A 13299-nucleotide genomic window follows, 5' to 3' on the forward strand; every position below is an offset into this window, starting at 1 on the left:
GCCGAGCGATGACTAACGCCTTGTGCACACTGGACGGCTGCGATAGCCCACGCCTGGCGAAGGGCCTGTGCGGGATGCACTACGCGCGTGCGAGGCGCGGGCGGCCACTGGACGCGCCGAAGCGCATGGGCGGCCGCCCATGCAAGATTGCGTCGTGTGATAAGCGTCACTTTGGAAAAGGATTTTGCAAAACGCACTACCATCGATGGTATCAAGGGCGTGATCTCGACCGGCCTGTCCAAGCCTACGATTTGCCCCTCGGAACTCGGAGAAATACTAGCGACGGTTATATCGCGATTAAGACCAATCCTGGTCGCAAGGGATGGATCAAAGAGCATCGTTACGTGATGGAAAAAAAGCTGGGACGCAGTCTGGAGTCTGACGAAACCGTGCATCACATCAATGGCGACCGAACGGATAACCGGATTGAGAATCTCGAATTGTGGAATCGCAGTCATCAGCCGGGGCAAAGAGTTGAAGATAAGATTGCTTATGCCCTCAAGATATTGGGACGGTACGCGCCAGAACATCTTAGGCCACCCGCCAAGTAACAGACAACCGCATAAAACCAGTATCGATTAGCGGGTTGCTGCTGCCCTTCGCCGCCACGGTCAATGGTCTGTTGGGCGGCTGGTAGAGATCCACGATGCGCTGCTGGACCTGACCTTGCAGATAGGCGCCCACGCGGCCGGCGAGCTGCGGGTCCACGACGCCGCGCTCGGGATCCATGCCAGCTCGCAGGATGTTGACCACGCCCTGCCGGACAGCTTCGTCGTTCATGACCTGGCGAAAGAATGGGCGCTCGGGAACGTGAATCTCGCCAGACGCCTTGCGGGTGCCGAACTCGTTCCACGCGGCAACGGTTGCGACTGGGGTGCCGTCGGGGTAGCGGGCCGTCGAAAAGAACCCGACCTCGAGTCCGATCACGCCACCCCGCCCCGCCTGCCGCAGCATGCGCTTGAAGCGCTTGCCGCCCGTGGTCGTGACAGGAGTGACTGCCGCCAGCATGCGGTCAGCCGCACGCTGCGCGCATGCACGACCCGATCACGAGCGACAGGATAGCGGCGGCCACGAGGGTCACCAGCAACCACTCCAAGACGAGGACGCACACGCGGGCCAGTTGGTCGCAGGCCATCAGGATCTCAGTCTCACGGAGTCTTCGAGCGCCTGAAAGTAGGCGTCGTACGCGGCCTCGGCCCGGCCCTTGCACTCGAGGTCGATGGGGTAGATGCCCGCCTCATTCGTGCAGGCTGCCTTCTCCTGCTCCCACCGCATCCGCAGACCCTCGATCGTGACGCCAGGCGCTGGCGTCGGCTCGACGTTCTTTGCTGCGCTGCCCGTGATGAGCTTCGGCGTGCCGCTCTCGTAGAACTCCAGCCGGTGCTGGTCCACGGAAGTTTCTCGTGGATCCGCGGGGTCGGTCGCCAGCGTGTCGTCGTCGCCGTCGTCGCTGGCCTTGACGCACTCCCACGGGATGTCCGCTTGCGCCCAAGCTTGCTGCGTGATCACGCCGACTTCGCCGTCGGCGCACGGAAACGGCGGGCGCCCCTGGCCGCTCGGATTCTGCGACGACTGATTGGCACTCTCGTCGGCTGCAGGTGTCGTCATCCGCTCGGGTTCGGAAGCCACGACCATGCAGAACAGCTCGTAGTGCCCGCTGGGATAGCCCCAGCGCCCCAGCGTCCCGTCGTTGCGCTCACATGGATCGCCGACGGCTGGCGGGTCCTTGGCCTGTGCCGGCGTGACCAGCGTGTCACGGACCGCTTCGCCGACTTCGGACGCGACCGCGCCCGCAACCGCAGGGGCCACGACGAGCGTTGAGACGGCCATCGAGGCGACCACGGACAGCATCGGCGCGAGCACGATCACGGCCGCTTGCTGACGCAGGGTCATGCGCCTCCCCTAGCGTCTATCGTGGTCGCGCCGATGCTTCATTCCGTTGCTCCGGCTACTCGGCCTTGCGGCCCCTGGCGGATCACGCTGAACGCCTCGCTCAGCGCCACCGACAGCGGGTTCGGGCCGGTGATCAGGCCGCCGAGGACACCCAGCAGGGCCGTCAGCACGGCGGTAAGCAGCGCCAGCGGCAGTGCGCTCTCAAGCGTCACCGTGAGGGCCAGCGTCCCGTCGACCGTCTCGACCGTGTGGAACTTCAACGACTTGGCCACCTCGACCGTCAGCCAGACGATGAACACGATGGCGCCGAGGGTGGACAGAAACCGCACGTATTCGATGGCCTGGGCGAACGCCTTGCGAATCGGGCCGGGGGCCGTCTCGTCGCGGAACCAACCGGCCACGGTTTCCAACGCGTAGGCGACGCCGATCACGATCAGCAAGGTGATAACAATCGAACCCATCAACACACCTTCTCGAAGCTACAGGCTGCACTGCGCAGCGCCCTCCGAGTGTACCTGACCGGTACCTACGGAGGATCAGTGCTTCCGCAGCCGCCGACGGCGGCGGGCGTCACGGACTCCCACCGCGCACGCTGATGTTCAGCTCGTCGCTGATGGCCATCATGTAGGTCTGGATCGACTCCAGCCGCGTCTCGATGCGCGCCAGGCGCTCACCGGTCGACTGCTCCAGATCGCGCAACCGGACCTCGTGCGACTCCAAGACACTGTCGAACCGGGCCTCGTCCGCCGCCAGGCGTTGCTCGAAGCTGTCGAATCCGGCGTCGCGGGCGCCCTCGTGGTAGACGAAGCCGCCGATGGCGATGAACAGCGTGAGCAGGAGTCCAGCCACAGTTGCCACCGCGGCCATCCGGTGCTCCATCAGCTCACGCCCATGGGGCGCCCGCGTAGGTCGCCCGCTCGACGTCCAGGTCGTAGTCCACGGACCGCTCGGCGTCGTTCGCCGCCCACACGTCGGCGACGGTCTGGCCCGCTTTGTTCTTGATGCGCACGTCGAGGCCGGCGCCCCGGAACTCGCCGCCGTCGCCCAGCAACCGTCCGAGCCACTGCGCGCGGTTGTAGCTGCGGTCGTCGACGAAGTTGCCGTGCTCGTCCACCTGCCCGTCGCCTCGCGCGCCCGCGATGATGTGGCCGATGGTGTTGCCGTCGGCGTCCACTTCGTTCACGCCGGGCAGACACCCGCCGCAGGTCAGGCCCCAGCCCTCGCGGTCGTTGGTCCGCCAGTAGTGCCAGTACGGATTCGACCGGCTCACCCGGCGCGGCTTCTCCTGCTGCCTGATCTTCGCCGTCGGCCCCCACTCGCCGCCCTCGTACCGGGCGCGCACGTAGACCGTGGCGAACCGCACGGGCACGTCCAGGACCGATTCGTGCCCGAAGGCGCCGCGCAGCAGGTGCGTCACCGGCCGCCAGCCCGACCGCCCGATCTTGGCCTCATGCTCCAGGCGATGCCCCTCGAACGGCGGCTCGTCGATGAGCACGTGGTGATTGCGCTGGGTGAGCGTGAGCGCCGGCGGGTCCGGCATCGCGGCTGCGCTGGACGCTGAATTGAGCTCGGCCATCCGCGCATTGAACGCCGCGTCGATCTCCGCCACCTGCTCAGGCGTCGGGTCGGTCGTCATGGCGTTGAAGATGGCGTTCGACGCCTCGATCAGCTCGTCCTGCGTGGCCGCGTTGCGGATGCTAGTCAGGTCCACGGTCAGCCTCCTCGTCAGCGCACCGAATTGACAACCACGCACCCGGACACGCGGCAGTCCACGAACATCCCGCGCTGCGCATCCTTGAGGTCCTGGTACTCGGTCCAAGGCTCCATCGCGGCGCGGTAGGCGTCGATGGCCGCGTCGTGGGCGGCGAGGGTCGCCTCCCAGGCGGCGAGCGCGGCAGCGTACGCGGCTCGCTTGGCGTCGTTGCGGGCTTTCGCGGCGGCGTACTCGCCGCCAGCGGCGGCGATGGCCTGATCGAGGAGGCGGGCGTTGTGCCATGCGACAGCCATGGCGTCGAGGCGATACTGCTCGTCCCACGAGACCGGGAAGCTGATTTTGCGCTTCAGGTGCTTGGGGGCGTCCTCCAAACTCACCTGGCACGCCCCGTCCGGTGTGCCGTCGCCGTCCCTGTCAGGACCGCACGGCCGCGTCGGCGGGACGACACCCTCGCGCCACACGACCCGCTGCTCGTAGAACCGCTTCAACACCGGCGCGCCAGCAGGCTCCGGCGTCGGCATCAGACGATTGGCGTAACGCGGATCGTCAATCGTGACACGCTTAACACGCGTGCGGTCGGCGTTGAACACGACCGTCACGGTCGTACGCTGATCTAGGGCGACCCCGGAGGCCCGGTTCCACGTCGAGCGCTTGATGACCTGGTCGGTGAGTGCTCGCAGATCCTCGAGCTCATACTCCGGCTCGGCTGGCGGCTCCGGCCTGACCGGCTCAGTCGGCCGCGTGCCGGTCGGCTCGTAGACGACGGGGACTGTGTCGGGGGGTGACGCGGCCCCAGCGACGGCCAGGGCCAGCAGAAACGCGAGGGCGGCCGCGGCGAATCCGATGCGACGCATGGACAAGCTCCGCAAGGCGATACGCCCCAGAGTGTACCTAATAGGCACCGTATACCTGATTCAGCGTTAGCGGCTGATGGCGACGATGGCCATCACAGGTAGTGCTCGACCCATGCCTCGATTACGTCGTTGATGGCGACGCTAACCGGGCCGCCGGACAGGATGACCTTGTTGTCGTCTGGGTCCCAACGCATCGTCTCGTCCTGGCCGCTGCCCCAATGGCCCGCGATCGCGTAGTTGTTGCTGTCGGCCAACGCTCGCGCGGACTGGAGCATGATCGTCCCGGCCAGTTTGCCGTTGCCGTCCGCACCCCTGATGGCGACGTAGATTGCGATCAGGCTGTCCTTGTGCGCCACGTCGAGCGGCTTCCGCTGCAAGGTAATTTCGCTGATGTTGCGGCTGGCGAGGATCGTTTCGGAATAGACGTTGGTATCGCGGATCAGGCCGGGGATCAGTACGGATGTCTGTGGAAACCGCTCGTCTATGTTGGTGTCGAGTTCGATTCTCGGGTTGCCCATCTGCGACCTGAGCGTAGGGATGTCCGTGCCCGTGGCGACAAGGGCGAAATGCTGCCCGGCCCTGATGGGCAGGAAATCGACCGAGATGTAGTATTGGCCGCGCCGCACATGATCGAACTGCCTGACGCGGTGCGGCGGGACCAATCCGTCGATCCATGTCCACAGTTCCAGGGTGTAATCGGTCTTGGTCGGTTCGGCGGTCGAATACAGGTTCATCAGGCAGTTGCGCAGGTCGTGCGTGAAGGTGATGACGCCGGGCACGTAGATGCCTATGCCGGCCCGGACCTGCATCTTTGCACCAGCGGCAATCGACTGTGCGGCCCCGTAGTAGAAGTAGTAGTAGTCGAAATTCGTGTCCGACCCGAGATGTGTCCAGTCGGCGCTCGACCCGACGATGCTGGCTTCGTGGTTGTCGGCGTAGGCCACTTGATATAGCGCCGGGTTCAGGTCCTTCTTTAGCCGGACCAACATCGCCCAAACGCGCGTGTGCGCGCCGCTGGTGGCCAATTCCCACTGGTTGTCATTCAGCCCCGTGGCATCGGCGAGCGTTGGAATGGCCGGCTCGTCGTTGTTGGACCGCACCACAATCAGCGCCGCCTCGGCCCTGTTCGTCTCGTCCGCGAACCCATGCGTCGCATCACCGAGAGTGGCGATCTTCAGGAAGTTCCGCGCGTCCGTTGTATCGGGCGGCACTAGCACCTTCCGCCCGCCGAACGCGAGGCTGTCCACGGGGGCACCTACGTCCTTAATGACCTTCGGCACATGGTCCACTTCCGGGAGCCGCCAAGTGATGTCGGAGTCGTAGACGTACTCGTTGCGCAGGCCGCGCTGGGAACTATTGAGCCGTATCTGGATCGAGATGTTCGAGCCGGCGGACGGCTGGGCGTTCGGCGCGAGCCGCTCGGTATGCACCCAGTCATAGGTGCCGCCGGTCTCATACCCCGCCGGCACTGTGAAGGTGATCCGCTTCTCCTTGCCGCTGCCGAACCACGAGTTATCGCTAGCTGTCAGAATGATGGACCAGGAATCTCCGGTCACGCCGCCGAGCGCAATCCGCATCACCATGTCGATGTAGCGCGTCGTCGTGCCCGCCGTGTCAATCGTCCAGGCCGCGCCGTTGTAGCTCAGGTGTTGGTGCCCGCTCTCCCAGGTGAAGCCGGGGCGCGAGCCGTCATAGCCGTCCAGCCCGCTGCTGTAGGGGAGCATCCGCACCTGGTCGCCGATGCTGAGCAGGCGGGCGTTCGGACTGGTCGCGCCGCGGTCTACGTCGTGGTCCGCGTGCCAGCCGCCGTCGAAGCGGAAGTGGTATCCCTGGACGCCGCCCGCCCGCTGGTCGTCCACGCGGACCTCCTTGGCCCGCATGGGGCGCAGCGTGTCCGTTACATCCTTGCCCCAGAACGACACCGGCACGTCGGGGTTGGCCATCTGGACGCGATTGCCGACCTGCTCCAGCCCCACGCCAGTCGAGAGCTCCAGATGCTCGGGGTGCACGAAGTACTTCGGCCAGTTGTGTTCCGACAGGACGGTGAGGGCGTAGAAGTTGCCGGGATTGCCCTGGTCGCCCGCCGACGGTGCGTAGAAGAGCAGCTCGTCGTCGTCCGCCCGCCCCACCCCCGTCTGCAGCGCGGAGCCGGGCGTGACCGGGTGCATGTCGATATGCCCGTGCCGGTTGTAGGCCTGCCCGGGCACCGCCGTGGGCGTCAGCGCCAGCAGGGCCGCCTTGGTGGTGAGGATGGACCTGGTCTCGCCGGTCGACCTGACCGAGCGCACCCAGACCTTGCCGTCCGGCAGGTTGGTGATGATGAGCCCGGTGCGCGCGAACCCCGATGACGGGCGCGTCGACGGGACCTGGATGCGCGTGTCGACCAGCACGTCGGTGTTATTGGCCCGGCTCTCGACATCGGGGACGACCGAAGCCTTGTCGCGGTCAAGCCCCACGACCTCGGCATCCAGCCGCGTCTCGTCCTCGAAGTGGTAAAGCACCCAGTGCTTCAGGTTGTCGGCGTGGACTAGCAACGGAGTGGTCGTGCCAGTGCCCTCGAACACCCGCATCGTCCATGCTGTGTTGTCCGGCTGCCTCCAGAAGTTCAGATCGCCGTCGTTGTCGGCATATTGAAAAACCACGTAATCCACTCCGTCATCGGAGTAGTCGTGACTGGCGAGGCGTGAGAGAGTGATCGTGTCGGTTCTGCTCGGCGATCCGGCTGAAATGAGCGCGGTGATTTGGTCTCCGCTTGCAATCGCCGACCCCTTGGCCGCCTCGTAGGATGATTTCTTGATCAGGATTTGCAGTTGTCCGATGGTGTGCGCTATCACCCCGGCGACGGCATTGTCCGGGTCGCTCGTGAATTGGCCGTAAATCGGCACCGCCCCTGCGTGGCTGTTGGTCGTTGCGCTCAGATGATCGTGCGCCCCCGCTTTCACCCCTGCGAACGTGTTGGTCCCGGCGGCGGCCCGAAGGATGTACGTCTCACCGTCGACATCGACGATATCGCTGAGATCGAAGTCGTCGATGTCCGGTAACGCCGACAACTCTCGAAGCTCGCCGTCGACGATCCCTGTGTACCTCGTTCGCTCGTGGGCTGTCGTGAGCTTCTGAACCTTGTATGTCGTCGTGTGGTCATCACCCCAGCCGTGCACGCGGAAGTAGCGGAACCCGGTCGTCGTCACGCCTGTGGGCGTCCAGACGTTGCCTTGCCAGTGCCCGCCCTCGTCCTCGTAGACGCGGTAATCGGCCAGGTCTTCGCCATCGGCGATTCGCGCGATGACCTCGAACGTGGTCGGGTTGGCGGTGGGGTCGGCCCGTCCCGTGATCTCAGCAGTGGCGGCATACGTCTCATTGCCCGTCGGCGCGGTATGGAGCCCCCGAACGACCGTCAGCGCGACTTTGCTCGTGTCCGTGAAGTCCGTCCACGCGTTCTCCGCGTCGACGATCTGGAGGTCGCGTGTGAGATGTTCGAGCGTGTCGACTTGGGCGAGTATCTCGTCGCTCACGCGCTTGTCACGGGCATTGACCGACCCCTGGTCGTTGTTCCCGTCGACGTCCTGATCCGTCTGGATCTGGTCGGCGAACGTCACGGGCACGTTCGGGGTCTGCCCCTTCAGGGCGGTGACCGGCGACGCGCCGTCCTTCGGCTGCTCGAACCTAGGCATCAGGTCCCCTTCAGGGCGGTGACCGGCGACGCGCCGTCCTTCGACTGCTCGAACCTAGGCATCAGGTCGTCACTCCATATGCTTGGCCATTATTGGCCGATGTGAGCCGGTTGATCGGCTTCAGGATGTAGAACTTGTACGCGACGCTATCAAGGGTCTTGTCCTGCGCCGCATAGAAGGCGTTGGTGGCGTTCAGTCCGCTCAGGGTGAACCCTGTCGGCTGTGTCTCACTGGCCTTAGCCGCCAGGTACATCTGGTACTCACCGCTGGTAGGAAGCTGGATTGCCATCGTGGACGGTATGCTCTGCGCTGTCGCCGTGTCGTTGCTGAAGTCCGTGATGCGGGCCAGCGTGTCGGCCACGCCTGAGTCGTCGCTATCGTAGGCCACATAGCCGACGTGGTAGTTGGCCGTCGCCGGAGCGTGGGCCGTGATACGGGCATCCTTGTAGCTCACGGGCTGGTCGGTAGCAGGAGTCTGGCCCGTTTCATAGACCTCAAGCCTCACCGTGTAGGACTCGTTCGCCGCTAGCGAGACACCGCCAGGAATAACAACGCTGCCCGTCCCCTTATGGAAGTCCGCCTCCGCTATGGTCGCCAACACCGAGACCGTATCGGGGTTCGCCTCTGTTCCCTTGAACCCCACGACGCGCATGGCCGAGGCATGGGACGACTGCGAAACCTCGTAATTGAATCCATACACCAGCGTCCCAATGGACCCTGCGGCGGGCGACAGGTTGCCCGACGTGAGGCCGAAGCCTGACACGTGTGGATGCGGCGTCGGCGACGGTGCGCCCGACGGCTCCGACCCGATCTGATACACGGTCAGCGACGGCGAGTCGAGTTCCACGTCGCTGATGACGATCTCGGCGCGCGCTTCGCTGCCGGCGGATGGCGTCAGGAAGCCGCGCGCCCGCACCAGGAGCTGGAACCCGATCGGCGAGTTGAAGTCCGTCTGCGCCAGGGTGACCAGCGTCGAGGTCAGGTCGTCGCTCTCCTGCGGATACTGGCCCGGCGCCAGGCGGCCGCGTGTTTGGAAGACCGAGAGCGGAACCCCAAACGTCAGCGTATCGCCCGCGCGCCACCACGGGATGCTGATGGAGCGATAGGACCAGAAGGTGACCTGCTTCGCAGTTCCCGGGAAGAGCCGATAGCCCAGACCGACCACGAGCCGCATCAAGCCGATCTGCCCTGCCACCTGAAACCGGATCGAGCCCCCGTAGTCGGTGAAGATCGGATCCTGCAGGTTGATCCCGGACGGCCCCGTCGCCGCGAGCAACCGGAACTCGAGCGTCTCGTCGGCGGCCACCGTCTTGTCGGCGGCGGTGAGGACGGGCAGGGTGATTTTGGGGTCGGACGTGGCGTCGTTATACGCGTTGTAGTAGCTCAGACCCGCCTCGCTGCCGCCCCAGCGCATGAACGTGACGCTCCACCCGGCGGCCAACGCCGAGTTCTGCACCGCGCGATGCACCTGCACGTTGATCGTCGCATCCGCCGCCAGGAAGAGGGCCGCCACCGCCGACACCGGCCGCGCAACGTTCCCGCCCGTCATGTTGGGCGAGGTGGTCTGGGCGAGGAAGCTGTCGTCCGATGCCTGGCGCAGCTCCCATGAGAGCGTGGCGTTATTGGCGGCGGGCGTGGCCTCGGCCTCGACCTTGACCAGGTAGAGGCCCGCCGCCACCGTAAAGTCGTTGCCGCTGACGCCGGTGATGATCAGCTCGCCGGGGTCGCCGAAGACCACCGACCGCGCGTTGCTGGCGAGCGGTTGCCCTTCGGGGTCCGACTGCCCGGTCGGGATCGCCTGGAAGCTGATGCGTTCCGCTCGGCTCGCGGACGAGACGCCCAGACCCTCCGGGAACGCAACCTCATGCGTGGTCCCGCCGCGCTCCGTGAACTCCATGACGCGGTTCGCCACGGTCGGCCCGCCCACCAGCGACGACGGCGCGCCGTTCTCCCAGCCCAGGCGATACCAGTACGTCGTCCAATCGGACGCGACGCCCGGCGTTTTGCCCGCCGGGACGTTGCCGCGCGCGATGTAGAACGCGGCGGCGGGCGCGGTATGCCGCACCACGTCGCGGGCCACGTAGTCGCTGGTCGTGGAACCGAAGTCGCCCCGGTCCCGGAACCGGAGGCCGATGGCGTCGGCGAGTTCCTTGAGCGTGTCCATGCTCGCGGGCGCGCCGCCCTTGAGCGCCTCGACGGCGGCGGTGACTTCGGTGTCGCGCGCGATCGCGCCGGGGATCACGCGGTCAGCGAGCGTGCCCCCGCTGTCGAGCACCGGGACGTCGCCGCTGCTCGTGCCGGTGTCGGCCGTCGCCGCCGTGCCGAGGCCCACGGCCGTCCGCACCGCCGCCTCTTCGTCGTCGGTCAGATCGGACGGCGGGGTCGAGAATGCCTTGTCGCCGATCTGGGCATCGGTGAGTGCGGGAGCACCTCCCGGAACATCCAACTCGTGGTTCGCGTCGTCGGCACTCACACCCGCATTCGTACTCGGGTGGAAGATGGACTTCACAGCTTGGTACAAGGCCGCCTTCGTCGGTCGAAACGCCGAGCCGGTCCCGGTCTTCGCGTCGATCCGTTCCATCTCGGTGAAAATGCCGAGTCCGTCCGCGTAGTGGACGAAATGCCAATCCCCGGCAGTGTCCACATCGCCCGCGGTGGGCTGGGCCGACCCATGGAACACCCCGAGCGGCGTCTCGTTGGGGACTCCGACGGTCCAGTTGCCGGTGCCGCGCACCGCATTCCAGTCCTCGCGGGCGTTCACCGCGACGATGCAGGCGTTGCCGGAACGTCGGGCGAACAGCACCTTCGCGTTTGCGGTCGAGCCGCCGGTCAGCCCGACGAACTGGACGTCACTCCCCGCGCCGAGCGCATCGAACTCCGAGAGCCGCGTGTCGGCAATGTAGAGCGTCCAGACGTCCACCTCGTAATCGGTGTCGTCCACCTTGCCCGAGATCAGACGCGCGATCAGGCGCTTGGCCGACGCGACGGTGAGCACCCGTGAGGTGTCGGTCTCGCTCGCGTCCACGTCCTCGTTGCGGGCCAGCCTGACGATGCCGGTGACCGTGGTTGATGCGCTCTTGACGGCGGCGGCGATCGCGGCCCGCAGCCGCGTCACGGACCAGCCCAGGACCGTCGTGCCAGACGTGGCCGAAGCCTGGGTCGAGGTCGCTCCCCGGACGCCGCCCCGAACGCTCTCGGTGGCCGCTGGCAGGCTGTAGGACTCGCCAGCGTTTACGTCGAGCTCGTTATTCGGATCGTCCGTCGATACCCCCGGGTTGGTGCTCGGATGGAAGATCGCCTTGACCGCGGCAAAGAGGTTCGTCTTCGACGGGCGGAACGAGATGCCGTTTCGAGTGCCGCCGCCGTGTCCCAGCGAGCCCGGGAACGGCATTATTCAGCCTCGGTGATCGAGATGAGTGCGGCTGGACCGTCGCGATCGTAGAGATCGACCCAGATCCCGTCGCTGCCGACGATGATGGGGAACAGAAACAGCACCGGCGGCCCGACGGAGCTCGAGTGCACACGCGTCGCGGGCACGCTGTGCCAGTGGTCTGGCAGCGAATCGACGTCGGCGGCTTCGGCAATACGGATCGCCTGCCCGGTGACCTGCAGCGTGTACGTCGTGCCCTCCGTGAGGCCGAGGTCGTCCTTGATGTCCAGCGGCAGCGTCTCGGTGGGCAGGACCGCGCGCGAGAGCGTGGGCATCAGGCCACCTGCGCGTTGAGATCCGCGAGCAGTGCGTCGAGCTTGGCCTTGCCGTGGGCCTTGTGCTCCGTGCCGTCCGCGAGCGTCACGATGAACCACGCCACGCCACGGCGCTCGACGGTCGCGCCCTCGGGCAGCAGGTCCGGGTTGACGAGCGGCGGGTCGGCGTCCGACGTGCCACTGTCCGTCGACGACTCCTGAGTGTCTGACGGCGGCGGGTCGGTGACGGCTTCGAGCACGTCGATGCGCCGGGCATACCACAGGCGTTTCAGCCTGTGGCGATTGGCCAAAAGCTCCGGTGCCACCGGAGCCCCGCGCTCAACGGGATGCTCCGGCGTTGACATGCCAACCCATTGGCCTGGATTGCGCCAGACAACCGTCATCGTCGGTCGCAAGCGACGCGGCCACCAGGGCAACCGCCGTTGCTGCGGCACTAGACGATGTCGTTGAAGTGGTAGCCCAGGACGTCCGAGGTCACCTTGAAGTCCCAGGCCATGTCGATGGCGACGAAGTCGGAGAGGCGGTCAGACTTGCGGTAGCGTCGAATGCGCATGCCCTCTTCCTCCATCCCGAGGAAGCCCTGCCACGCGAACGTATAGCCCGCCGACGCCTCTTCCATGCCGGGTGCCTCGGCCGAATACATCAGCAGGGCGTCGCTCTGGGGCCCGATGAAGGACCTCGACGAGTCCGTTACCCCTTCGTTGGTCGTCTCGCGAATGGCCTTCATGACCATGATGTTTGGAATCTCCAGCAGTTCTGCCAGCCGCTGGCGATTCGCCATCGCCGGACCTCCGGGCGTTTGGCCGGCATTGAGACGGCCGATCACCTCATCGTGATGGCGCAGCACACGGTAGGTCGTGCTGCCCAAGACCAAGGTGTTCGGCTCCTTGCCGGTCCACTCCCGCATCCGATCCTTCGCCTCGTCGATTCGGAGGATCGGGTCAACGCCAGTGGCATTCCACTTCTTCACCTGGTTGTTGCCGAAGTCGCGCGGGCTGAAGCTGCCAGCGGCTGTCTCGCCACTGTTCACGCCGTCCTCTCGAAACGCCCACGTGCCGTCCTTGAACGCCAGATCGGTCCAGCGCTTCTCGAACCTGATCATGCCGCTGGCGGTGAGGCGGCGGGTAGCCGCGCGATCCAGACGGATGACCCTGTCGACGTTCGCGCGCTCCTCGTCCGTGACCGGCGTGGCCTCGGCCCAGACGCGGCAGTCGTACGTGTCGTGCGACAGCTTGTGCGTGCTGATCACGGGCGGGTCGCCAGGGGCGCGCTCTTCCATTTCCGAGCGGAAGAACGTCTCGATCGGGTAGACGTAGTACGAGTTCGACTGATTCATCACGGGGATCCTCGGGAACGCCCGTGAGGCGACGAACCCATCGGCGCCCTGCATGAACGCAATGGACATGTTGGTCAATGGGCGATTGACATGGACATCGCCCGGCGACGGTTGCGTGTAGGCCAT

General features: G+C 65.8%; 13 protein-coding genes. 1 reads left to right on the forward strand and 12 read right to left on the reverse strand.

Going from position 1 to position 13299, the window contains the following annotated elements:
- The first annotated feature begins 8 nt into the window (after positions 1–8).
- Positions 9–551, forward strand: coding sequence for an HNH endonuclease (locus OXG79_12445; GenBank protein MCY3784575.1), 543 nt, complete (start codon positions 9–11; stop codon positions 549–551).
- Here OXG79_12445 and OXG79_12450 read toward each other — a convergent pair.
- The 12 genes from OXG79_12450 to OXG79_12505 form a co-directional block, all read right to left on the reverse strand.
- The gene (locus OXG79_12450; GenBank protein ID MCY3784576.1) at positions 532–1008 is read right to left on the reverse strand and encodes a hypothetical protein; all 477 of its coding nucleotides are present in this window, start codon (positions 1006–1008) and stop codon (positions 532–534) included. The two genes, OXG79_12445 and OXG79_12450, sit on opposite strands and share 20 nt — an antisense overlap.
- 4 nt (positions 1009–1012) lie before the next feature.
- Positions 1013–1135, reverse strand: a complete 123-nt coding sequence (locus OXG79_12455) for a hypothetical protein (protein MCY3784577.1) — start codon at positions 1133–1135, stop codon at positions 1013–1015.
- Positions 1135–1893: a hypothetical protein gene (locus OXG79_12460; GenBank protein MCY3784578.1), complete on the reverse strand. Its 759-nt coding sequence runs from the start codon at positions 1891–1893 to the stop codon at positions 1135–1137. The genes OXG79_12455 and OXG79_12460 overlap by 1 nt, the downstream gene beginning before the upstream one ends.
- A gap of 38 nt (positions 1894–1931) precedes the next feature.
- A complete protein-coding gene (locus OXG79_12465) occupies positions 1932–2354 on the reverse strand; it encodes a hypothetical protein (GenBank protein MCY3784579.1) in 423 nt (140 codons plus the stop codon).
- 109 nt (positions 2355–2463) lie between these two features.
- Positions 2464–2760 carry a hypothetical protein gene (locus OXG79_12470; protein ID MCY3784580.1) on the reverse strand — a complete coding sequence of 99 codons (297 nt, stop codon included), beginning with the start codon at positions 2758–2760 and terminating at the stop codon, positions 2464–2466.
- A gap of 16 nt (positions 2761–2776) precedes the next feature.
- On the reverse strand, positions 2777–3604 hold the full coding sequence (locus tag OXG79_12475; GenBank protein MCY3784581.1) for a hypothetical protein: 828 nt from the start codon (positions 3602–3604) through the stop codon (positions 2777–2779).
- 14 nt (positions 3605–3618) lie between these two features.
- Entirely contained in the window at positions 3619–4461 is an 843-nt protein-coding gene (locus OXG79_12480) for a hypothetical protein (GenBank protein ID MCY3784582.1), read from the reverse strand.
- A gap of 92 nt (positions 4462–4553) precedes the next feature.
- Entirely contained in the window at positions 4554–8132 is a 3579-nt protein-coding gene (locus OXG79_12485; GenBank protein ID MCY3784583.1) for a hypothetical protein, read from the reverse strand.
- Between the two features lie 61 nt (positions 8133–8193).
- Positions 8194–11523 carry a hypothetical protein gene (locus OXG79_12490; GenBank protein ID MCY3784584.1) on the reverse strand — a complete coding sequence of 1110 codons (3330 nt, stop codon included), beginning with the start codon at positions 11521–11523 and terminating at the stop codon, positions 8194–8196.
- Positions 11523–11837, reverse strand: coding sequence for a hypothetical protein (locus tag OXG79_12495; GenBank protein ID MCY3784585.1), 315 nt, complete (start codon positions 11835–11837; stop codon positions 11523–11525). Before OXG79_12495 ends, OXG79_12490 begins: the two co-directional genes overlap by 1 nt.
- Positions 11837–12220: a hypothetical protein gene (locus tag OXG79_12500; GenBank protein ID MCY3784586.1), complete on the reverse strand. Its 384-nt coding sequence runs from the start codon at positions 12218–12220 to the stop codon at positions 11837–11839. Before OXG79_12500 ends, OXG79_12495 begins: the two co-directional genes overlap by 1 nt.
- A 50-nt stretch (positions 12221–12270) precedes the next feature.
- Entirely contained in the window at positions 12271–13299 is a 1029-nt protein-coding gene (locus OXG79_12505) for a hypothetical protein (GenBank protein ID MCY3784587.1), read from the reverse strand.

The organism is Chloroflexota bacterium (assembly GCA_026706485.1).
GTDB lineage: Bacteria > Chloroflexota > UBA11872 > UBA11872 > UBA11872 > JAJECS01.